Raw genomic sequence first — 22,478 nt, 5'->3', positions numbered from 1 at the left:
CGACGCGCGATATGTCATCGCAGGTGCCGCGTCAAGCTGCGCTCAATGTCGGCGCGCAAGTCGGCCTCGTGCTCCAGGCCGATATAGAAACGTACCAGCACGCCACGATGCGGCCACATACCGGCGGTACGCATCGCCGCAATGTCATACGGCATCGCGATACTGTGCGCGCCACCCCAGCTCCAGCCGAGCGCGAATAGCTCGAGCCCCTCGACGAATGCGTCAACCTGCGCGCTCGTGTAGCGTGGATCGAACACCACCGAGAACAATCCTCCTGCACCGGTGAAATCCCGCTTCCAATATGCGTGGCCCGGGCAGTCTTCAAATGCCGGATGCAGTACCGCAGCGACCTCCGGGCGGCGCTTCAGCCACCCGGCGATCGCCAACGCGCTGCGCTCGTGCGCACGGTAACGCACTTGCATCGACGGCAATCCGCGCAGCACCAGCGAGCAATCGTCGGCCGACACGCCAAGGCCGACGCGCATCCGGGCTCGCTTCATCGCCAGGTACAAGTCGTGGTCCGCCGTGATCGTCGCGCCCATCAGCACGTCGCTGCCGCCGGACTGGTACTTGGTCAGCGCTTGCACCGAGATGTCGACCCCATGCTCGAACGGCTTGAACACGAGGCCAGCCGAATAGGTATTGTCGAGCGCCGTCACGATGCCGCGCTCGCGTGCAAGTGCCGTGATGGCGGGTACGTCCGGCACTTCCATCGTTATGGACCCGGGCGCCTCTAGCCAGATCAGCCTCGTGTTCGGCCGTAACAGCGCGGCCATTCCCGAGCCAACCATTGGATCGTAATAGCGGACCGTGATCCCGAAATCCTGCGCGAGCCAGTCACCATGCTCGCGATTGGGGGAATAAACATTGTCCGGAACCAGCACGTCGTCGCCCGCCTTCACGAATGCAAAATAGACATTCGAGATCGCAGATAGGCCGGAGGGTTGCAGCAATGCATAACGCCCGCCTTCGATCGCCGCGATGCGCTGCTGCAAGGCCACCGACGTCGGCGTCGCGTGCAGGCCATAGCGCCACTGCGCATCACTGCGCCAGTCCAGCGCGCGCATCGACGCTAAGTCCGGGAATATCACCGTCGATGCCCGTGCGGTCGGCACCGAGAACGATTCAAAGCCGGGCTGCACAGGGGTGACGGGATGAAGCAATTCGGTCTGCGGATCGCGCGCGGCGCCAGCGGGCGCGGCGGGGAAATCGTCTGTCATCGTTTCACCCTCCTGGTTCATTGGTCTGTCGTCAAATTCGACATGCCGCCAACGTGGCGCGACGGCGCGCCGATGACGGCCCCATGGATCGGATCGCGCGCGCCGCGGGCGGCCGCGTTAGACGGTTGCAACTCGAACGGTTGCGGCTCGGAATCGTCCGGATTCATCCGCTCGCCCTGGATGCTGCCGTCCACGGCCACCTTGCCGACCCAGTTGCCCGTAATGTGCGTGCCATCGTCCGACTCCTCGATCTGCAACGTGCCGTTGTCCAGCTCGCCAGCCACGAGGACGACGCCAGCGGCACCGTCGAGGAAGCGGTACTCGCCCTGAATGCCGGTTGGGTCATCGGACTTCGCGCCTAAGCGCATTTCGATGGGCCGCGCACCGAGCGTGCCGGTGTACAGTGGAAAGTCCGCGTATTGTGGATTGGGCTTGAGCGGGAATTCAGGCGGCGCCAGCGCGCGCACGGCCGCCCGCGATGTGCCGGCATCCGCGTCGGCGGTGTTGCTGCGCGGCTGCGGCGCGCCGCAGGCCGACAACACGAACGGAATCACGCAGGTCATTGAAATATAAGCAATGGGCTTCATCGGCATGGGTCAAAAAAGTGGCGTTATCAGTATATCGGCGCAAGCGGGTATGATCCCGGTTTTGCCGCCGCGCACGGCGGCAGGGACCGTACAGGCGTTGTTTCGAGGAATCGCAATGGCAGTTTTCAAGCGCACGGCAAGCGTCGCCGCTATCGTTTCGGCAAGCACGGTGCTCGCCGCCTGCAGTTCATGGTCAATCCCGTTCACGCACCGCGAGCCCGCCGCGCCGGACCTTGCGCCGGCGAGCCACTTGGCGGATAACATGGTACGGCTGGATGCGTCGATGCGCTCCGGCTGTGACAGCGTGCAGAACATTGAGAAGCCGTCCGACGCGGCACCGACGCCCGGTAAGCCGCAGCGCTGGATCGCGCGCACATGCACCGGGGACATTTCATACGATATTGTCGCGACACAGACCGAGCATGGACCTGTCGTCAAGGTGCTGCCGGTCAAGGGGCCGCTGAACAAGCCGATCAATCCCAGCTTCAAGCCGGCGCTGCCCGAGGATGACTAGTGTTCAGACGTCGCCCCACAGATCGTGCCCGTCCGCGCCGGTGATGCTAACGTTGACAAAATCGCCGACCTTATAGCGCCGCGATGCCTTGCTGGCCGGCGACACGTAGACTACGCCGTCGATTTCTGGCGCGTCCGCCGCCGAGCGCCCGATGCCCCCGTCGGCGTTGACTTCGTCGATCAGCACCTTCAGTGTCTTGCCAACCTTGCGCTTCAAGCGCTCGGCGGAGACCGACTCGGCGACCGCCATGAACCTCGCGCGCCTCGCCTCGCGTACGTCGTCCGGTAGCGTCCCATCGAGTTCGTTCGCGCTGGCCCCTTCGACAGGGGAATAGGCAAAACAGCCGACCCGGTCCAGTTGCGCCTCGCGGATAAAATCCAACAACACCTCGAACTGCGCTTCGGTTTCTCCCGGAAAACCAACGATGAACGTGCTGCGTATCGTCAGGTCCGGGCACGCTTCGCGCCATGCCCGCACGCGCTCCAGCGTTTTTTCTGCGTTCGCGGGCCGCTTCATCCGCCGGAGCACCTCCGGATCGGCATGTTGCAGCGGCACGTCTAGGTACGGCAGCAGGTGGCCGCGATACGGGCCGTCGGCCATCAGCGGCACGATTTCGTCGACGCTCGGATACGGATACACATAGTGGAGCCGCACCCATGCGCCATACTGGGCAGCCAGTTCGCCGAGCGCCGCGGCAAGCTCGTTCATTCGCGTCCTCAGCGGGCGGCCGTTCCAGAAGCCGGTGCGGAACTTCACATCGACGCCATATGCGCTCGTGTCCTGCGAGATCACCAGCAGTTCCTTGACGCCGGACTTGAACAGGTTTTCGGCTTCGAGCATGACTTCCGCGACCGGACGCGAGACGAGATCCCCACGCATCGACGGGATGATGCAAAACGTACAGCGGTGATTGCATCCCTCGGAGATCTTCAGATACGCATAGTGTTTCGGCGTGAGCTTGATGCCGGCCGCCGGCACCAGATCGACAAACGGATCGTGCGGCTTGGGCAGATGCGCATGGACGGCTTGCATCACTTCACCGAGCGCATGCGGGCCGGTCACGGCGAGCACCTTCGGGTGAACCTGCTCGATCAGACCCGTGCCGCTCGCGTTCTTTTTCGCACCCAGACAGCCGGTGACGATGACCTTGCCATTCTCGGCCAATGCTTCACCGATCGCATCAAGGCTTTCCTGCACGGCCTCATCGATAAAGCCGCACGTATTGACGACGACCAGATCGGCACCGTCATAGGTACCGCAGATCTGATAGCCTTCCGCGCGCAGTTGCGTGATGATCTGCTCAGAATCGACAAGCGCCTTTGGGCAGCCGAGGCTGACCATGCCGACTTTGGGCGCGCAATCCGGCTTGGCCTTTGCTTTGTGATGGCTTTTCACTAATGTACCGTACTGGTGAGGGTTCCTAGCGCCGTGCGCCGACAAAGTAACATTTTACCGTGCTGGACACAGTCACCCCCTCAGAAGGCTTCAAGTTCCGCTGCGACAACGGCGAGCCGCTGCGCTTGACTTGACGTTTGCGCTTAACCGCTGCGACCGCGAGGCGACGCCCTGGACGGCAACGACCGGTGGCCTCTGAGACGATCGCGCAGATGCTGCACACGAATCCGGTCTTTGTCCGCCGCACCCTGGCTGTGCTACGCAAAGCGGGACACGTGGCGGGCAATCGAGTACGCGCCCGGCGGGCAATCGGTGCGGAAGCACCACCCGGCGCACTGGCACCGACTATTTCTTATCGCCGCCGGTCGATGACGTGCCGCCACCCGGCCCGAACGGAAAGCTGCTGAACAGGGTCTTGGCCTGGTTCTGCATTTGCTCTTGCATCTGCACGAACATGTTCTTCGACTGTTCGATGTAGCTGGTCATCATGCCTTGCATCATCGGCGCTTGCATATTCATGAACTGCGACCAGATTTCCGGGTTCAGCGCATTGTTGTCGTACAGTCCCTTCGACTGCTCGGCAAATTTGTTTTGGATGTCGATGAATGCCTGGATATTTTTCTCCAGGTACGCTCCCATCAAGCCTTGCATTGCATGACCATAGAAACGAATGATCTGCGACAACATCGACGACGAGAACATCGGCACCCCGCCGCTTTCCTCTTCAAGGATGATCTGCAGCAAGATGCTGCGCGTCAGGTCCTCGTTGGACTTGGCGTCGACCACCTTGAACGCTTCCTGGTCAAGCACGAGCTGCTTCACGTCGCTCAACGTGATGTACGTGCTCGTCTCGGTATCGTAGAGCCGACGGTTCGGATATTTTTTGATCAGACGTTCAGCAGGTTTCTTTGTAGTCGTCATGTCACGCCTTCAAGGACGAATGCGGACGTGCCATCCTCGACGAACGGCATGCCCCTTGTTCTGCGATGCATGCGCGGCGCGCGTAGGGTGGCGCGCGCCATACACGCATCACCCCATATGCAGACCACCGTTCAGGGAAAAGTCCGCACCTGTCGCAAAGCCCGATTCGTCCGAGGCGAGCCACGAAACAATCGATGCAATTTCCTCCGGCGCGCCGAGGCGCTTGACAGGAATGGTCGCGATGATTTTCTCGAGCACGTCTTGACGAATCGCCTTGACCATGTCGGTGCCGATGTAGCCCGGCGACACAGTATTGACGGTCACGCCCCTGGTGGCCACCTCTTGCGCGAGTGCCATCGTGAAACCATGGATGCCAGCCTTGGCCGTCGAGTAGTTCGTCTGCCCGAACTGCCCTTTTTGGCCGTTCACCGACGAAATATTGATCACCCGTCCCCAGCCGCGCTCGACCATCCCGTCGATGACCTGCTTCGTGACGTTGAACAGGCTCGTCAGGTTCGTGTCAATCACCGCGGTCCAGTCTTCGACGGTCATCTTGCGGAACACCACGTCACGCGTGATGCCCGCGTTGTTGACCAGCACGTCGATATCACCGACTTCGGCCTTGACTTTGTCGAACGCCGCTTTGGTTGAACTCCAATCGCCGACATTGCCCTCGGACGCGATGAACTCGAAGCCCAATGCCTTCTGATTGTCGAGCCATTTCGTGCGACGGGGCGAGTTCGGGCCGCATCCGGCCACCACGCGAAATCCGTCGCGGTGCAACCGCTGACAGATTGCGGTGCCGATGCCGCCCATGCCTCCCGTTACGTATGCAATGCGCTGTGTCATCTGTCACGTCCTCCGATATCGATTCTGTCGTTCGCGCCGATGCCGCTCAGTCACGTTCGACCGCAAGCGCGACGCCCATGCCGCCACCGATGCACAACGACGCCAGACCGCGCTTCACGTCGCGCCGGCGCATTTCATGCAACAGGGTGACCAAGATACGCGCACCGGACGCGCCGATCGGATGACCGATGGCGATCGCGCCGCCATTCACATTGATCTTCGACACGTCCCAGCCCATTTCCTGATGGACCGCCAGCGCTTGCGCGGCAAACGCCTCGTTGATCTCCATCAGGTCCAAGTCGGCCACCGACCAGCCCGCGCGCTCCAGGCAGCGACGCGAGGCGGGCACCGGGCCCATGCCCATCACCTTCGGGTCCACTCCCGCGCTCGCGTACGACTTGATTCGGGCGAGCGGCTTCAAGTCGAGTGCCTCGGCTTTCTTCGCCGACATTACGACAAGCGCCGCCGCACCGTCATTGATGCCCGATGCGTTCGCCGCGGTGACCGTGCCCTCCTTTGAAAACGCCGGCTTGAGCCCGGCCAACGATTCTGCTGTCACGCCGTGGCGCACAAACTCGTCGGTCGCAAAGTGCACCGGCTCACCCTGCTTCTGCGGGATATGGATCGGCACGATCTCGTCGTCGAAGCAGCCGGCCTTCTGCGCGGCCTCGGCCTTGTTCTGCGACAGCGCAGCGAACTGGTCCTGTGCCTCGCGCGTAATGCCGTACTCCTGTGCCACGTTTTCGGCGGTGATACCCATATGGTACTGGTTGTAGACGTCCCATAAGCCGTCGACGATCATGCTGTCGATCAGCTTCACATCCCCCATCCGGAAGCCGTCGCGCGATCTGGGCAGCACGTGCGGCGCGGCGCTCATGTTCTCTTGGCCACCGGCGACCACGATCTGCGCGTCGCCGGCGATCACCGCGTTAGCGGCCAGCATCACCGCCTGCAGGCCGGAGCCGCAGACCTTGTTGATCGTCATCGCCGGCACGGCAGCAGGCAGCCCGGCCTTGATCAGCGCTTGGCGCGCCGGATTTTGGCCGGAGCCGGCGGTCAACACCTGCCCCAGGACCACGTCGCTGACCTGCTCCGGCTTTACGCCGGCCCGCTCCAGGGCAGCCCGGATCACCGTTGCGCCAAGCTCAGGCGCGGGAATGCGTGCCAGCGAGCCACCGAATTTGCCGACCGCGGTACGGACGGCGGACACGATCACAACGTCAGTCATTCGCTTTCCTTTTTAAAAGCCTCATCCGATTGCATGCGCGGCGTGTTCATACGTCGCGCACGAGGACATAACGGCCCGGCGCGGGTTCGATCGGCAGGTATGTCGCATTACCGGCCTTCGCTCGCGCCTTGATCCGTTTGCCGCCGTACCGCGCTAGCCACCCCGACCATGCCGGCCACCAGCTTCCGGGCCGCTGCGTGGATTGCCGGAGCCATTGCTCGGGATCGTTTGGCAACGCGCGAGTTTCCCCTTCGATCGCCCAATAGCTGCGTTTGTTCTTGGCCGGCGGATTGATCACTCCCGCAATGTGGCCAGATGCGCCGAGCACGAACTGGAGTGGACCGCAGAGCAGCGACGTCGATGCGTACGCGGTGCGCCATGGCACGATGTGATCGTCCCTTGATCCATAGATGAACGTGGGCACGTCGAGCTGGGTCAGATCCACCGGCTCCCCGCACACCGTCACGCCGCCCGGCACGCGCAAGCGGTTCTCCAGATACGTCTCGCGCAGATAGCGCGCATACATGGGTCCCGGCAGGTTCGTCGAATCGCTGTTCCAGTGCAGCAGGTCCAATGGTGCCGGCGTGCGTCCCTTCAGGTAATTATCGACCACGTAGTTCCATACCAGGTCGTTCGGCCGCAGCAAAGAGAACGTGTTCGCAAACTCGACGCCACGCATCAGGCCTGGCGTGCCGCCTCCTTTTGCGCCAATCGTCTGCTCGCGCAACGCGACGTGTGCCTCATCGATGAACACATCGAGCACGCCAGTGTCGCCGAAATCCAGCATCGCGGTGAGCAGCGTCATCGACGCAGCCGGACGCTGGCCGCGCGCGGCACGCACGGCCAGCGCCGTCGCGAGCAGCGTGCCGCCGACGCAGAAGCCGAGGGTATTGATCTGCTCACGGCCGGTGATGTCGCGTGTGACGTCGATCGCCGCGAGCACACCGTCGGCGATATAGTCGTCCCACGTCTTGTGCGCAATCGACGCATCCGCATTGCGCCACGAGATCAGGAACACGGGGTGGCCCTGGTCGAGCGCGTAGCGCACCAGCGAATTGTCCGGCTGCAGATCCAGAATGTAGAATTTGTTGATGCACGGCGGCACGACCAGCAGCGGCCGCTCGTGGACCATCGGCGTACGTGGCGTGTATTGGATCAGCTGGATCAACTCGTTCTCGAACACGACCCAGCCTTCGGTGCTCGCCAGGTTCTTGCCGACCACGAAACGCGATTCGTCGGTCTGCGAGATCTTGCCGCGTTGCAGGTCCGCCAACAGGTTTGCGATGCCCTGCCGTAGGCTTTCTCCCTGGGTGTCAAGCAGCGTTTTTTGCACTTCCGGATTGAGCGCGAGAAAATTGCTCGGCGATGCCGCGGCGACCCACTGCTCGACGACGAAACGGATCCGCTCGCGCGTCCTCGCCTCCGCCTCCAGCGCATCCACAAGCTTGTTCAAGTATCGCGAATTGAGCAGGTACCACGCCGCCGCCAACGCGCAGGTCGGCGTCGCCTTCCATTCGTCGGCGCTGAAGCGGCGGTCGCCCGGCTCAAGCAGCGCGCCGATGTCTGCCAAGCCCGACGTGAATTTCAGCGCTCGCTCGATCAATGTCTGGCACTCATGCAAGTAGTCATGCCGCAGCGCTTGCAATCGCTGCGGATCAAATCTCACGCTGGGCCCCGCACCAAACGACGCAAACGGGTTTGTCAACGCGGCCGGCACATTCGGCAGCTCGCCGACGGCATGGGGCAGCGCAAACGCAAACGGCGACGCGGTCAGAGCAGGACCGAACGTACTGGCCAATGCCGGACCGAACAGCGTGGCCAGCCCAGCCATGGGCATCGCGGCCGTTGCGCCGCCGTATGGCGGATCGGCGCGGCCCTTGCCACCCTTCGCGCCACGCGCGCGTTCATCTGCATCGTGCGCCGCCGGCTGTGCAACCACGGCCTGCTGCATGTCTGCCATCCGCTGCGGCCAAGTGGCCGGGTCCGCGAACTGGCGCCATGCGTTCAGCCAGCCGTCGAACAGGGAGCGGATCTCCCCGGCCGGATCACCGCCTGACGAAGCACCAGTGCTGGATTGCTGCGAGGTTCTGGATGAGTCTGCCATACCCGTATGGAGTGACCGGTGCCCTCGTATGGAGTGACAAAGGCAGGCTGTGTATCAGTCGCGCGAACGTACTGCAAGGCCGTCGCCAATCGACCGCCTCCGGGCATTCTTGCTCCCCCGCACGACGGCTGTCAATCACGATCATCGATTTTGCCGCAACGCACCATTTTTTTAATCGGCATTTTCCCGATGTCGCGGCACGCAACCTCGGCCGTGCGGCATGTGACGGTGCGGCATATGGCAGTGCGGGCCAGCGCCGCGCCGCACACACGGTCAGGTCAGCCAGATCAATGCTGCCATGCGGCCTGTCGTGCGGTCTCGTCGATAGGAATAGAAACGAGCAGGATCGCTGAACGTACACGCGTGGGGCCCGCTCACATAGTGCACGCCGACCCGGGCCAGCCTCAGCCGGGCTAGTGCGCCGAGATCTGCAAGGTACTTGCATCGGCCATCGCCGTGCACATCAGCGACGTCATCGACACGCGTGGGCAGCGAGACGAACGCCGCATCGGTCGCATCGCGCTCGCCCGGCAGCGACGCGTCAAGAAACGCGGCGCGCACCGCTTCTCCGACTTCGAACACACCTGGCCCGATCGATGGGCCGAGATACGCGTGCAGCACCCCAGGCGCGTGCTTATTGCGCGCGAGCAGCGCACGCACTGCACCAACCGTATGCTCGATCACGCCGCCGGCAAGCCCGCGCCATCCGGCATGCGCAGCGCCAACGGCCCGGCCAGCTTCGTCGCAAATCAACACCGGCATGCAGTCGGCCACCAATATCGCGCAAACCGCCCCAGCACGGTCGGTCACGCTGGCATCGGCCTTGGGCCCCAGCGCATCGGCCGTCAGCCGCTCGTTCTCGACCACTTCGTCGGCACTGACTACGCGCGTGCCATGCACCTGCTCGAGCCATGCGGCGGGCGCACCCACCAGCGCGAGCACACGACGACGGTTCTCGTGCACCGCATCAATGTCATCGCCGGTATGCAGCCCCAGGTTCAGGCCGCCGGACGCGCTTTGCCAATCGCGCAACACGCCATATGCGCCGCGGCTCACACCGCCGGCGCGCGTGGTGATTAGCGCGCGCACGCGGGGACTCACGCGCCAGTCCGGCACGATACAGTCGAACAGCGTCAACTCGGCAAAGCGTTGGAGCGCCGGGTCGCCGATCGGATTCATTCAAACTCGTCCTCCTCATCGTCGGCAACAATGCTGCCACCCTCGTCATCGTATGCGTGTTGCCGTGCGAAGTCGATTGTCTCAGCCTGGTCATCGGGTGGGTCCGTCAGCTCGAGCACGGCAGCCAATTGCGCCAAATCCTGCGGCATCGCCGAGCGCCATGCCACCGGCGCGTGGGTGGCCGGGTGCACCAGGGCGAGTCGCCATGCGTGCAGCGCCTGGCGCGCGAAGCCGGCGGGCAGCGCGGGACGTTGCCGCGCGTTGCGCACACGGCCATACAGCGGGTCGCCGAGCAACGGATGACCGGTATGGGCAAGATGCACGCGGATCTGGTGCGTGCGCCCGGTCTCCAGATCACAAAGCAGCCTTGATACCGGTTGCCCGGACCACACGCCGGTGGCCACGGTCTTGAAGTGCGTACGCGCGGCCTTGCCAGCGGCCCCGGCGAGCACCGCCATGCGCGTGCGCTCGCGCGGGTCACGCCCGATCGGCGCGTCGATGCATCCACTCGGCGGAGTCACACCCCAGGCAAACGCGATATAGCGGCGCTTGACCGTGCGCGCCTGCAACTGCCTGACCAGATCCGTCTGCGCGGCCAACGTGCGCGCGACCACCATCAAGCCGGAGGTGTCCTTATCTAGCCGGTGCACGATGCCCGCACGCGGCAGTCCGGCAGCGTCCGGATAGCGATGCAGCAGGCCGTTGAGCAGCGTGCCGCTCCAATTGCCCGCGGCCGGGTGCACGACCAGCCCGGCTGGCTTGTCGATCACCACCAGGGTTTCGTCCTCGTAGACGATCGGCAACGGCACCGGCTCCGGCGCGAACGCCAGCGCTTGCGGTAACAGGTCCGGCACAAGCCGCACGGTCGCACCCAGCGGCACTGACTGGCGCAGCCGCGCCGGTGCACCGTCCAACGTCACGCGCCCCGCGTCAATCCACGTCTGCAGGCGGCTGCGTGAAAAAGTCGGGAACAGTCGCGCCAGGACCTTGTCCAGCCGCTCGCCTGCCAGCGCCGGCGGTACCCGCGCAACTTGCTCGTCGGGGCGGGCCGGGCTTACGCTTGGGCTATAATCGTGCGGATCGACGCCGGCGTTGGGCCGGTCATTTGAACGAGTCATTTGAACTTCACTGGAATGCGAGTGCTGAACACATTGAGGATCGCTGCCGTGGCCATCGCAGCGGCGATCGTCGCCGGCTGCCACGGTCTGCCCGAGAAAACGGACGAAACGGCGGCGTGGACCAATCAGAAATTATACTCGGAGGCCCAGGATGCCTTTACCGCCGGTGACTGGGGCAAATGCTCGAAGTACTTCGAATTGCTGCAGGGGCGCGATCCGTTCGGTCATTTTGCACAACAGGCGCAAATCAATGTCGCGTACTGCCAATGGAAGGACAATGAAACAGCGGCGGCCGAACAAGCGGTGGACCGTTTCATCCAATTGCACCCCGACCATCCGGATATCGCGTACGCTTACTACCTAAAGGGCCTAATCAGCTTCAACGACGACCTGGGCCTGTTCGGCCGCTTCGCCGGCCAAGACATGAGCGAACGCGACCCGAAGGCATTACGTGACTCGTACGATGCGTTCCGCGTCGTCGTCGAGAAATATCCGAGCAGCAAGTATGCACCGGATGCCGCACAGCGCATGCGCTACATCGTCAACGCATTAGCGTCGCACGAAGTGCACACCGCCGACTATTACTATCGGCGCGGCGCGTATGTCGCCGCGATCAACCGCGCGCAACTAGTGCTGAAAGAATACAAGAACGCGCCGGCCACCGAGGATGCGCTGCATGTGATGATATTGTCGTATCGCGCGCTGAACCAGCCGCAGCTCGCCGACGATACCCAACGCGTGCTCACGTCAACGTTTCCGGACAGCCCCTACGTGACCGGCCACGCCCGCGCACTGCGCAAGGGTGAAAAGCCGTGGTATCAATTTTGGTGAACAGGCGAACTGGGCCGGCCGCACGCGCCGGCTTAGATGCCGCATGGCACGGCGCCACGCCTGTCGTCGAATCGCCCGGCTGATGCCGGGCTTTTTCATGTCTACTCGATGCCTGTGACCGTCACGCCAACTGGGACACTGAGTGTGCATCAACGAGCGGATCCGCTGTCACCGAGCCGGTAAAAAAGGTCCGCACTGCATCGATCTCACGAGTGCGGCGGAACGGGGGTAGGCTTTGCCAAATGCGCTTGCCGTACGGCTTATCGACCAGGCGCGGATCGCAGATCATCAGCACACCGCGATCGGTTTCGGCACGGATTAGCCTGCCAGCGCCCTGCTTCAGCGTGATTACGGCCTGCGGCAACTGGTGTACCGCGAACGGACTCAGCCCCTTGCGCGTCAATGCGTCCAGCCGCGCGGCTAGCACCGGGTCGTCGGGCGGCGCAAACGGCAGCTTGTCGATGACCACCAGCGACAACGCGTCGCCGCGTACGTCCACGCCCTCCCAAAAGCTCTGGCTGCCCACCAGGATCGCGTTGCCGTATTGACGGAAACGGTCCAGCAGCTCGGTGCGACTAGCCTCGCCTTGCACCAGCAACGGATACGGCCATCCCCGCGCAAGGATCGCGTCGCGCAATCGCGCGGCCATCCGATCGACCGCCCGCAGTGTCGTGCATAGCACGAACACGCCGCCACCGGACGCCTCGATCGCCGGCAGCGCGGCGTCGAACACCGCGTCGGTGAAATAGGGCGATGACGGTTGCGGCAAATTGCGCGGCACGTACAGTAATGCCTGATTGGGATAGTCGAACGGGCTGGGCAATGTCATCGAGCGACGCGCGTTTAGACCCATTTGCGTGGCGTAGTGGTTAAAATCGCCCCGCACGGACAACGTCGCGGACGTGAAAATCCACGCGCGAGGCGCGCCCCCGCGTTGCTTCGCGAATATCGGCGCGACAGACAACGGTGTCTGATGCAATTGTACCGTGTGAGAAAATACCTCCACCCAGCGCACCCTCTCGTCGCCGAACTGGCTTGCGTCATCGGGCTGCACCGATCCCGAAGCGGATCCTGATGCAGACGCAGACGCCGATGTCGATGTCGATGTCGGCGCAGATTTTGATGCCGATGCGACGTCGCCGCGCTGCCGCACGGCGACCGATGGCCCGCCCCGCCGCGAGCCTGCGGATGACGCAGCTTGCGCCGGCGCATTGTCCGGCCCGCACCAGCCATCGAGCATCTGCCGTAGTTCTCGGGCACGGCGCAGGCAGTTGGCCAGCGGCTCCGCGCGCTCGGCCTGCTGCACAAGCGCCGTGATCAATTCGTCAAGCGCCGCTTCAACGCCGACGAGCGCGTCGAACAGCGGATGCTCGTTGCCAAGTTGCGACTGCGAGATGCGTAGCGAATCCTGGTTAAACGCGAGCCTAACATCGCGCGCGGCGCGCTCCAGCGTCGCGCCAAGCCGCGTCCATTCGACTGCATCACGCGCGTTGAGCAAGCCTTCGGCGACGCTGTCGCGGGCCAGTTCGAGCAGTTGCGCGGTCGACAGCGTGTCACCGAAGAACAGTGTCGCGGTCTCGGGCAGTTGGTGCGCCTCGTCGAAGATGATCGTGTTCGCGCTGGGCAGCAACTCGGCCATGCCGGTGTCGCGCAGCATGATGTCAGCAAAAAACAGGTGGTGATTGACAACCACGAGATCAGCCTGCTGCGCATCGCGACGCGCCTGCATCACAAAGCAGTCCTTGTAATGCGGACACTCCTGCGACAGGCAATTGTCGCGTGTAGACGTCACCAGTGACCACACTGGCGCGTTTTCCGGCACGCTAGCCAACTCGGCCTTGTCACCGCTGCGCGTGACCTTCGCGAAGCGCACGATTTCCTGCAAATGCGCGGCATCCTGCCGCGATGGCAACCGGCCATTATCGGCGGTGCGCGTGAGGTAATAGTGACACAGATAGTTCGCGCGCCCCTTGAGCATCGCGATCGATACGGGGACCGCGAGCGCGTCGCGCACCGTCGGGATATCGCGCTGGAACAACTGGTCCTGTAAATGCTTGGTGCCGGTGGACACGATCACTTTGCCACCCCACAGCATCGCGGGCACTAGATACGCGAAGGTCTTACCGGTGCCGGTGCCGGCCTCGACGATCAGCGTATTGTCGCCCGCCGTCGCATCCGCGTCGCCGGCGGTCGCGGCATCCGACTCACCGCGCGGCTCACTGCGCTGCGCGGTGAGCCGCCGCGATGGACGTTCGGTATGGGCCAGCGCGAGCGCGCCGGCATCCGGCATGCGCCCCGTTGCATCGATCGCCGCCGCGACCGCTTGCGCCATGCGCAACTGCGCGTCGCGCGGCCGATAGCCATCGATATGATGGGCTAACACACCGCCCGCGGCGAAGATCGCGTCAAGTTCGGCGAGCCGGCGCGGCGCAACGGCGAGTCCATCTGGGGTCAGCGTCGGCGCGGCCGACGCGCCATCGACCGACGGCGAACTATCCGGTTCGCGCGGACGCAATTCAGGCGTGGATGTCAATGCGGCAATCCCTGCAAAGTCGGTGTGGCGCCGTGCCAGCGCGCGCCGCCTACCGGCGTGTCGCGCGAACGCGGCGGGAACCGCCGCGCTGCATCAATTATGGGTATCGGGCCTCAGCTGCAACTGCAACAGCGTAATCGTGTCCTTGACCTTCAACTTGCGCTTTTTTAACCGCTGCAACTCGAGGTCACTCATGCCGGGCACGTCAGCCACCCGGTTGACTAGGCAGTCCAAGTCATGATGCTCATCCTGAAGTCGAGCAATCTGGCCCTGGATTGCCACCGTGTCAGCGTCATATGCATGCTGCATGCCCTTTTCCTCCCGATCGATCGGAAGCCGTCGCACCTGCGGCGCCGGTCCCCGATATGAGGTCGCTTTACCATGATTCTACTGCGGTTAGCGCAGAGCTTGGGCATTTGTCCGCAAGCTGGGGCTGCGGCCCTACTGTCCGCCCATGCCGGAGGCTGCCGACGCCGCGCCCGGTGTGGAAGCGCCCTGCTTTCGGGCTTGGCGCTCGCGTACGTCCCGCGCATGCTGCACCGCACGCTGCTGCTTTTGCTCGAACTTGCGCACGTTGTCTGCCCGCTGCTGCGCATCCTGGGCGGCCTGCCGCCGCGCCTGCTCGAGCTTGCGTTGGTAGTCGGCCTGCTTTTGATCGTACGCGCGCTGGCTCGCCTCGCGCTGTGGCGCTTGCGCGGTACGTCGCGCCTCATTGATCGCATGCTGGCGCTGTTTCTCGTCGTACGACTGCTCGTTCTCGCGCTCACGCGCCGCGCGTTGAGGCGCCTCGCGCGCGTACGCCTCGCGCTTGAGCGCGGCTTGCTCGTCGCGTTGTCGCGCATGCACGGCCCGGCGCTCGTTGTCGAGCGCATTTTGCTCGTCGCGAATCCGCATTTTGTTCGCAATCATTCGGTTGCGCGCCTTCTCCAGACAATGGTTGACCAGGATAGCGCTGTAGCAGTTGTGCTTTGCGACACCATACTCGTAGCGGTTTAACTCGCTGCGGCGATCGAGCTGCGCCTGTCGGGCACCGAACGATGATGCATCTCGCGCTCGCCCATCGGCGCCGTCCCAATCCGCAGCCTGCGCATACAACGGCGCAGCCGGCACAACGCTGGCGACACACGCAAGCAGCCATCCAACCAGCGGCCACGCCCGCTTGCGTCGTGCAGTATGGGTTATCGCCACCGTGCGACGGTGCGCTCGGGAAGATAGGGATCCGCTGGGCGGCATCGATTCGCGAACGCGCTGGTACGGGGCAGGAGAGGACATCGGTAGGCGGTCATGCATGTCGCCATTCTATCATCGCGATCTTGTGTCACGCCCGGCCCGCATCGCGCTTATGGCAAAATGCCCGGCTCGAACCTGCACAAGCCTCACCCATGACGGACAACGTAGCCCTAAAGATCGTACAGCGCATCGCCACCGAATTGACTGTCCAGCCGCGGCAGGTCGCCGCTACCGTACAACTGCTCGACGAAGGATCAACCGTCCCGTTCATCGCGCGCTACCGCAAAGAAGTCACCGGCAACTTGGACGACACGCAACTGCGCTTGCTCGAGGAGCGGCTACTGTACCTGCGCGAGCTCGAGGATCGTCGCGCGGCGATCCTGCAAAGCATTGACGAGCAGGGCAAGCTGACTGATACGTTGCGCACCGCGATCCTAGCCGCCGACATGAAACAGGCGCTCGAAGATCTTTACCTGCCGTACAAACCCAAGCGTCGCACACGTGCGCAAATCGCGCGCGAGGCGGGGCTGCAGCCTCTGGCGGATGCGTTGCTCGCGGATCCGACGCGCGATCCACACGCGCAGGCCGCCCATTTCGTCAATGCCGACAAAGGCGTTGCCGACATCAAGGCGGCGCTGGACGGCGCGCGCGACATCCTGTCCGAGCAGTTCGGCGAGACAGCCGAGTTACTGGGCCGACTGCGCAACTACCTGTGGAATCAGGGCGTAGTGATCTCCACTGTCGTCGAGGGCAAGGAAAAAGAGGAAGGCGAGAAATTCCGCGATTACTACGATTACGCGGAGACGATCAAGACGGTGCCATCGCACCGCGCGCTCGCGCTGTTCCGGGGCCGCAATGCCGGCGTGCTGTTCGTTAAGCTCGGCTTGGGCGAGGAGCTTGATGCACAAGTGCCGCATCCTGGCGAAGCGATGATTGCGCGCCACTTCGGCATTGCCAATCAAGGGCGGCCGGCCGACAAGTGGCTCGGCGACGTGTGTCGCTGGTGCTGGCGCGTGAAAGTGCAACCGCATTTGGAAAACGACCTGCTGACCCAGTTGCGCGAGCGCGCCGAGCACGAAGCGATCAATGTGTTCGCACGGAACTTAAAAGACTTATTGCTGGCCGCGCCGGCTGGCCCCAGGGCGGTGATCGGATTGGACCCGGGACTGCGCACCGGCGTCAAGGTGGCGGTAGTCGATCGCACTGGCAAGCTGCTGGCCACCGATACGATTTATCCGCATGAACCGCGCCGCGATTGGGACGGGTCGCTGGCCCGGCTCGCGCGGCTCGCCCAAGCGACGCAGGCCGAGCTGATCAGCATCGGCAACGGTACCGCATCGCGTGAAACCGACAAGCTGGCCAGCGAGCTCATCGCCCGACATCCCGAACTGAAGCTGCAAAAGATCGTCGTCTCCGAGGCGGGCGCGTCGGTGTACTCGGCGTCGGAGCTGGCGGCGAAGGAATTTCCCGAATTGGACGTATCGTTGCGCGGCGCGGTTTCGATCGCGCGCCGCCTGCAGGATCCGCTCGCCGAGCTGGTGAAGATCGAGCCAAAGGCGATCGGTGTGGGCCAGTACCAACATGACGTCAACCAGCGGGAACTGGCACGCACGCTGGATGCGGTCGTCGAGGATTGCGTCAACGCAGTGGGTGTTGACGCGAACACCGCATCGATTGCGCTGCTTGCCCGGGTATCTGGCCTGAACGCGACACTCGCACGCAACATCGTCGAGTATCGCGACACCCATGGGCCATTTCCGTCCCGAGAGCACTTGAAAAAGGTGCCGCGCCTGGGCGACAAGACCTTCGAGCAGGCGGCCGGCTTCCTGCGCATCAACCATGGTGAGAATCCATTGGACCGCTCGGCAGTGCACCCCGAGGCCTATCCGGTGGTCGAGCGCATCCTCGCGAAGATCAACAAGTCGGTGTCTGATGTGATGGGCAACCGTGACGTGCTGGCGAAGCTGTGCGCAGCCGAGTTCGTCGATGAACGCTTTGGCCTGCCTACCGTGCGTGACATCCTGGGCGAGCTTGAAAAGCCGGGGCGCGATCCACGGCCCGAGTTCAAGACTGCGACGTTCCGCGAAGGCGTCGAGACGCTCGCCGACCTGTCGCCCGGGATGATTCTCGAAGGGGTCGTGACCAACGTCGCGGCATTCGGCGCGTTCATCGATATCGGCGTACACCAGGACGGGCTCGTGCACGTGTCCGCGATGTCGACGAAGTTCGTGAAGGACCCGCACGAGGTCGTCAAGGCAGGCCAGGTCGTCACCGTCAAGGTGCTCGAGGTAGACCTAAAGCGGCAGCGCATCTCGCTGACAATGCGCCTGTCAGACGACGCCGCGGCAGGCGGAGCCGGGGCGGGCAGCACGGCAGCGCGTGACCGGGATGCCGGTGGGCGCGGCGGTCAGGGCCGCGGCGAACGGACCCGGGAGACAGAACCGCAAGGCGCGATGGCAGCCGCGCTCGCCAAGCTCAAGCTGCGCTAACGGATGCAGCGGCCGGTTTATCTGCCCGGCCGCTGCCTTCACCCTTCACCCTTCACCCTTACACCGCCGGCGGCTGCAGCGACGTGTTCTGCACCACGCGGCCGCTAAAGCACAGCGGCAGGTAATACCACGCGGCAGCAGGCCAACTAAATCTCGATTTTTGTGCCCAGCTCGACGACCCGATTGGCCGGGATGCTGAAAAAGTCGGTAGGCTTCGCGGCGTTCTGGTGCATCCAGGCGAAAATCCGCTCGCGCCACACCGACATGCCCGGCAATTGCGTCGGCACGACGGTTTCCCGCGCGAGGAAGAACGACGTGTCCATCAAATCGAACGACATGTTTTCCTGTTGCTCGAGCAGCTTAAGCACGCCATTCAAGTCCGGTGTCTCGTTGAAGCCGTACGTCACGCGCACCCGATATAGCCCGCCGCCAAGCTCCTTGGTGTCGATGCGCCGATGGTCATCGACATACGGGATGTCCAGCGTGATGAACGTCATGAAGATCGTGCGCTCGTGCAACACCTTGTTGTGCTTGAGGTTATGCAGCAAGCTGACTGGCACCAGCGTCTCGTTGCCAGTCAGATAAATGGCCGAGCCTGACACGCGATGCGGCGGATGGGCAAGCAACCCCTGCAGGAACGGCATTAGCGGAATACCATCGGCCGCGGTACGTTCCTTAACAATCTGCCGGCCCTTGTACCAGGTGATCAGCAGGAAGAATAGGAATGCGCCGATCAGCAACGGCAGCCAGCCGCCTTCGCGCAGCTTCAGCAGGTTCGCACCGAAGAACGACAGGTCAACCGTGATGAAGCCCAGGATAATCGTGGCCACCCACAGCTTGTTCCAGTTCCAAACGCGCACCATCACGACACACGCGAGTATCGTCGTGATTACCATGGTCGTGGTGACCGCGATCCCGTAGGCCGCCGCAAGATTGTCTGAACTCTTGAAACCCAGCACAATAATAAGGATCACAAACAGCAGCAACCAGTTCACGATCGGGATGTAAATCTGCCCAATCGCGCTCGCGGACGTGTGCTGGATCTTCATCCGCGGCACATAGCCAAGCTGGATCGCTTGGCTGGTTAGCGAGAATGCGCCGGAGATTACCGCCTGCGACGCGATCACGGTGGCCGCCGTGGCGAGCACCACCAGCGGCAGCAGCGCCCAGTCCGGCGCGAGCAGATAGAATGGATTCTGGATCGCGCTCGGATCGCTGAGCAACAACGCACCCTGTCCGAAGTAATTCAGCACCAGCGCGGGCATCACCATTCCATACCACGCGACGCGAATCGGTTTCGCGCCGAAGTGTCCCATATCCGCATACAGCGCCTCGGCGCCGGTGAGCACGAGGAATACCGAGCCGAGCACATGATACGCCTGCACCGCATGGTCGTGCATGAAGCGTATCGCATACCATGGATTGAGCGCCGCGATTACACGAGGCGCGGTGGCGATATGGTACAGGCCCAGCAGCGCAAGCGTGACGAACCAGACGATCATCACTGGCCCGAACAGCCGCCCCACGACCTCGGTGCCATGCTTCTGCAGCATGAACAGTGCGATCAGGATTAGCAGCGTGATCGGCAGCACATAACGCGCGAGCGATGGCGCGGCGATTTCCAACCCCTCGACCGCGGACATCACCGAGATCGCCGGCGTGATCACCGCGTCGCCATAGAACATGCAGGCGCCAAAGATGCCGAAGGCCATTAGCACGCCGATCCACTTGCCATCGCGCGCAAACCCGCGCAACGCGAGCGCCATCAGCGCGAGCACGCCGCCCTCGCCATCGTTGTCGGCCCGCATCACGAAAAGCACGTATTTCAACGACACCACGATGACAATCGCCCAGAATAGCAACGAGATCACGCCGAGAATGCCCTCCGGCGTCAACGCGATACCGTGCTGCGGACTGAAAGCCTCCTTCAGCGCATACAGCGGACTGGTGCCGATATCGCCGAACACGACGCCGATTGCGGCCACAGTCAAGGCGGGCAACGGTTGGGTACGGATCGGATGACCGTGGAGAGCATTCGTCATGTCGGGCGTCGTGTCGCGAAAACGAGGCGATATTCTATCCATGCAGGTTCACGGAGTAAGCCCGCGCCCGCGATGCTGTTGCCGCACCACGGAAGCTTGCGGCGCCGTTCCGATTACGATTGCGATTGACTACGGGACAGACCGCACGCCGCGTCTCTCGCCGATAAAAAAGCGGCTGCCAGAAGCAGCCGCCTTATGTTCGTCCATTGCCGATACCGCCACCTGGCGCGAATCACGCGCTTGCCGGCGCGGTACCGCCGGTGCCGCGCTTGATCCACGCGGCCAGGTTGTGCGGACGCACCGTGTCCCATTCCTCAAACGGCTGATGGATCCACGGATTGGTCGGCAGGTGCTGGACGAAGTAATCCGGCTTCACCTTCGAGCATGCCTTGTACCACAGTACCGCCGAGCGCACCGCCGTAATGGCCGGATACCGCTCCTTCAAATGCTCCTGCACGCGCGCCAACGTGACGCCCGAATCGACGAGATCGTCAACCAGCAACACATTGCCAGACAACTCGCCGCGCGTCATCGTGATGTACTGCGCGATATCGAGATCGCCCTGCTGCGTGCCCGCAGCCTCGCGATACGAGCTCGTGGCGAGAATGGCCAACGGCAGATCATAGATCCGCGACAACTGGTCGCCGACACGCAACCCGCCACGCGCCAGGCACAGAATCTTGTCGAACTTCCAGCCCGACTCGTGCACCATCAACGCAAGCCGCTCGACCAGCCGATGATAATCGTCCCAGCCGATCCACAGGTGCTGGTCGTCATTGCGCGGGTCCGAACTCAGTTCTTTCATCATAGGAATATCGGAATCGCGCAGTATTACCCAGCCTTAAACGGATGGCGCAGCAAAATCGTCTCGTCACGATCCGGACCGGTCGACACCATATCGATTGGCACGCCGGCCACTTGCTGCAGTCGCGTCAGATACGCGCGCGCATTGGCGGGCAGCGCATCCCACGCGTTGATGCCGATCGTGCTTACCTTCCAGCCGGGGAACGTCTCGTACACGGGTTCGCAGCGGCTCACTTGCGTTGCGCCGCGCGGCAGAATGTCGACGTCCTGGCCATCGATCCTGTAGCCGGTGCACAACCGCACCTCATCGAGCCCGTCAAGCACGTCCAGCTTCGTGATGCACAATCCCGTCACGCCGTTGATCTGAATCGAGCGCTTGAGCGCGGCTGCATCGAGCCAGCCGGTGCGGCGCGGGCGGCCCGTCACCGAGCCGAATTCCTTGCCGACGTTGGCCAGCGTCAAGCCGACCGGGTCCTGGCGTTGCGGATTGTCCACGTCATACAGTTCGCTCGGGAACGGTCCGGCGCCCACGCGTGTGCAATAGGCCTTTGTGATCCCAAGGACGTAGTTAAGCTTGTGCGGGCCAATGCCGGCGCCGGCCGCCGCTGCACCCGCGACGCAATTGCTCGACGTGACGAACGGATACGTACCATGGTCGATGTCCAGTAATGTGCCTTGCGCGCCTTCGAACAGCAGGTTGCGCCCGGCGTTGTTCTCGTCATACAGCCGCCGCGACACATCGGTGATCATCGGCGCGAGCCGGTCCGCGTAGCCGAGCATCGCATCCAGCGTTTGCTGAAAATCGACTGCCTGCGCACCCAAGTATTGCGTGAGCACGAAATTATGGAAATCGAGGTTCTCGCGCAATCGGTCCGCGAATGTGGCCGCGTCGAACAAGTCGTGCACGCGCAACGCGCGCCGGCCAACCTTGTCCTCGTACGCCGGCCCGATGCCGCGGCCGGTGGTGCCGATCTTGCCAGCGCCACGCCGTGCCTCGCGCGCCAGATCGATCGCAATGTGATACGGCAGAATCAGCGTGGCCGCCTCGGAGATAAACAACCGGTTACGCACATCGACGCCGGCATCCTCAAGCTCGCCGATCTCCTTGAACAGCGCTTCCGGCGACAGCACGACGCCGTTACCGATATAGCATGCGACGCCATCGCGCATGATGCCCGATGGAATCAACCGCAAGATGGTTTTTTTGCCGCCGATGATCAGCGTATGGCCCGCGTTGTGCCCGCCTTGAAAGCGCACGACGCCTTGGGAATGATCGGTGAGCCAGTCGACGATCTTGCCCTTTCCTTCGTCACCCCACTGGGTGCCGACCACGACGACGTTGCGTCCGGACTGGGTTGCCGCTTGACCTGATTGAGCTACGCTGGCGGACATGGTGTTACTTGAGCTGGTTAAAAACGTATTCTACCTAGGTTC

At 63.2% G+C, this 22,478-nt stretch carries 18 protein-coding genes; 3 read left to right on the top strand and 15 right to left on the bottom strand.

The genetic code is table 11. The features are described 5' to 3' along the window. Positions 1–14: 14 nt before the first annotated feature. Complete coding sequence (locus RBRH_RS05935) at positions 15–1,220, bottom strand: cystathionine beta-lyase (protein WP_049786453.1); 1,206 nt, start codon at positions 1,218–1,220, stop codon at positions 15–17. 17 nt (positions 1,221–1,237) lie between these two features. Beyond that, positions 1,238–1,813 carry a hypothetical protein gene (locus RBRH_RS05930; protein WP_013435127.1) on the bottom strand — a complete coding sequence of 192 codons (576 nt, stop codon included), beginning with the start codon at positions 1,811–1,813 and terminating at the stop codon, positions 1,238–1,240. Between the two features lie 109 nt (positions 1,814–1,922). Between RBRH_RS05930 and RBRH_RS05925 the strand changes: the two genes are divergently transcribed. Further along, positions 1,923–2,321 (top strand): hypothetical protein, encoded by a 399-nt coding sequence (locus RBRH_RS05925; protein WP_157864360.1) that lies wholly within the window; start codon positions 1,923–1,925, stop codon positions 2,319–2,321. Between the two features lie 3 nt (positions 2,322–2,324). Here the strand turns inward: RBRH_RS05925 and rimO are convergent, their stop codons facing one another. The 7 genes from rimO to RBRH_RS05890 all read right to left on the bottom strand — a co-directional run bounded on the left by rimO (position 2,325) and on the right by RBRH_RS05890 (position 11,115). Next, positions 2,325–3,662, bottom strand: a complete 1,338-nt coding sequence (gene rimO / locus RBRH_RS05920; RefSeq protein ID WP_157864474.1) for a 30S ribosomal protein S12 methylthiotransferase RimO — start codon at positions 3,660–3,662, stop codon at positions 2,325–2,327. Between the two features lie 399 nt (positions 3,663–4,061). Next, entirely contained in the window at positions 4,062–4,637 is a 576-nt protein-coding gene (gene phaR / locus RBRH_RS05915; RefSeq protein WP_013435124.1) for a polyhydroxyalkanoate synthesis repressor PhaR, read from the bottom strand. A 108-nt stretch (positions 4,638–4,745) separates the two neighbouring features. Then, the gene (locus tag RBRH_RS05910) at positions 4,746–5,486 is read right to left on the bottom strand and encodes a 3-ketoacyl-ACP reductase (RefSeq protein ID WP_013435123.1); all 741 of its coding nucleotides are present in this window, start codon (positions 5,484–5,486) and stop codon (positions 4,746–4,748) included. A gap of 46 nt (positions 5,487–5,532) precedes the next feature. Then, positions 5,533–6,714 carry an acetyl-CoA C-acetyltransferase gene (locus RBRH_RS05905; RefSeq protein WP_013435122.1) on the bottom strand — a complete coding sequence of 394 codons (1,182 nt, stop codon included), beginning with the start codon at positions 6,712–6,714 and terminating at the stop codon, positions 5,533–5,535. Positions 6,715–6,760: 46 nt separating this feature from the next. Continuing rightward, complete coding sequence (phaC, locus tag RBRH_RS05900; protein WP_370645076.1) at positions 6,761–8,746, bottom strand: class I poly(R)-hydroxyalkanoic acid synthase; 1,986 nt, start codon at positions 8,744–8,746, stop codon at positions 6,761–6,763. Between the two features lie 345 nt (positions 8,747–9,091). Continuing rightward, positions 9,092–9,997 (bottom strand): peptidoglycan editing factor PgeF, encoded by a 906-nt coding sequence (pgeF, locus tag RBRH_RS05895; protein ID WP_013435120.1) that lies wholly within the window; start codon positions 9,995–9,997, stop codon positions 9,092–9,094. Continuing rightward, a complete protein-coding gene (locus RBRH_RS05890) occupies positions 9,994–11,115 on the bottom strand; it encodes an RluA family pseudouridine synthase (protein ID WP_013435119.1) in 1,122 nt (373 codons plus the stop codon). Before RBRH_RS05890 ends, pgeF begins: the two co-directional genes overlap by 4 nt. A 15-nt stretch (positions 11,116–11,130) precedes the next feature. On the opposite strand from RBRH_RS05890, the gene RBRH_RS05885 reads away from it, so the two are divergent. Further along, positions 11,131–11,946: an outer membrane protein assembly factor BamD gene (locus RBRH_RS05885; RefSeq protein WP_041753425.1), complete on the top strand. Its 816-nt coding sequence runs from the start codon at positions 11,131–11,133 to the stop codon at positions 11,944–11,946. Positions 11,947–12,067: 121 nt separating this feature from the next. Here RBRH_RS05885 and RBRH_RS05880 read toward each other — a convergent pair whose 3' ends face one another. The 3 genes from RBRH_RS05880 to RBRH_RS05870 all read right to left on the bottom strand — a co-directional run bounded on the left by RBRH_RS05880 (position 12,068) and on the right by RBRH_RS05870 (position 15,769). Then, positions 12,068–14,488, bottom strand: coding sequence for an ATP-dependent DNA helicase (locus RBRH_RS05880; protein ID WP_083813441.1), 2,421 nt, complete (start codon positions 14,486–14,488; stop codon positions 12,068–12,070). Between the two features lie 84 nt (positions 14,489–14,572). Further along, complete coding sequence (locus RBRH_RS05875; protein WP_041753423.1) at positions 14,573–14,788, bottom strand: DUF465 domain-containing protein; 216 nt, start codon at positions 14,786–14,788, stop codon at positions 14,573–14,575. A 132-nt stretch (positions 14,789–14,920) separates the two neighbouring features. Then, positions 14,921–15,769: a myosin heavy subunit gene (locus RBRH_RS05870; protein ID WP_013435115.1), complete on the bottom strand. Its 849-nt coding sequence runs from the start codon at positions 15,767–15,769 to the stop codon at positions 14,921–14,923. 92 nt (positions 15,770–15,861) lie between these two features. Between RBRH_RS05870 and RBRH_RS05865 the strand changes: the two genes are divergently transcribed. Next, positions 15,862–18,198 (top strand): Tex family protein, encoded by a 2,337-nt coding sequence (locus tag RBRH_RS05865; protein ID WP_041753421.1) that lies wholly within the window; start codon positions 15,862–15,864, stop codon positions 18,196–18,198. A gap of 146 nt (positions 18,199–18,344) precedes the next feature. Here the strand turns inward: RBRH_RS05865 and RBRH_RS05860 are convergent, their stop codons facing one another. The 3 genes from RBRH_RS05860 to RBRH_RS05850 all read right to left on the bottom strand — a co-directional run bounded on the left by RBRH_RS05860 (position 18,345) and on the right by RBRH_RS05850 (position 22,436). After that, positions 18,345–20,240: a potassium transporter Kup gene (locus RBRH_RS05860; RefSeq protein ID WP_041753419.1), complete on the bottom strand. Its 1,896-nt coding sequence runs from the start codon at positions 20,238–20,240 to the stop codon at positions 18,345–18,347. A gap of 232 nt (positions 20,241–20,472) precedes the next feature. Beyond that, entirely contained in the window at positions 20,473–21,048 is a 576-nt protein-coding gene (locus RBRH_RS05855) for a phosphoribosyltransferase (RefSeq protein WP_013435112.1), read from the bottom strand. A gap of 23 nt (positions 21,049–21,071) precedes the next feature. Beyond that, positions 21,072–22,436: an adenylosuccinate synthase gene (locus tag RBRH_RS05850; protein WP_013435111.1), complete on the bottom strand. Its 1,365-nt coding sequence runs from the start codon at positions 22,434–22,436 to the stop codon at positions 21,072–21,074. Between the last annotated feature and the right edge of the window lie 42 nt (positions 22,437–22,478).

It is taken from the genome of Mycetohabitans rhizoxinica HKI 454 (genome assembly GCF_000198775.1).
GTDB classification, from domain to species: domain Bacteria; phylum Pseudomonadota; class Gammaproteobacteria; order Burkholderiales; family Burkholderiaceae; genus Mycetohabitans; species Mycetohabitans rhizoxinica.
This window is presented reverse-complemented; position numbering and strand designations above follow the sequence as displayed.